Origin of the sequence: Arthrospira sp. PCC 8006 (assembly GCF_046480465.1) — a bacterium.
GTDB lineage: Bacteria > Cyanobacteriota > Cyanobacteriia > Cyanobacteriales > Microcoleaceae > Limnospira > Limnospira platensis.
Window position 1 is genome coordinate 1 of sequence record NZ_PKGG01000596.1, and the last position, 376, is coordinate 376.

The window sequence follows — 376 nt, forward strand, 5'->3', positions numbered from 1 at the left end:
GATCGCCCTGCTCCAGCGCCTGCACCGCCCGGCGCACCTGTTCCTCGGCCAGTCCGCCCATCTGCAGGACCCGGTCGCGCAGCGTGGCCAGCTCCTCGTCGAACTTCTTCAGGGTGTGGGCGATGGGGTGGTGCATGGGCGTGCCTGGTTCAGCCGAAACGGCCGGTGATGAAGTTCTCGGTCCGCGTCCGTGCCGGACGGGTGAACAACCGCTCCGTCTCGCCGTACTCGACCACCTCCCCACGGTACATGAAGGCGGCGAAGCGGGACACGCGGCCGGCCTGCTGCAGGTTGTGGGTGACCAGCAGGATGGTGGTGCGCTGTTTCAGTTCGGTGATCAGCGCCTCGATGTGGGCGGTGCCGGCCGGGTCCAGGG

Annotated in this window: 1 pseudogene; it reads right to left on the reverse strand. The window is 68.6% G+C overall.

From position 1 onward, the window contains the following. Positions 1–149: 149 nt before the first annotated feature. Positions 150–376: pseudogene (locus tag B9T16_RS29535) on the reverse strand (phosphate ABC transporter ATP-binding protein); the annotation flags it as partial.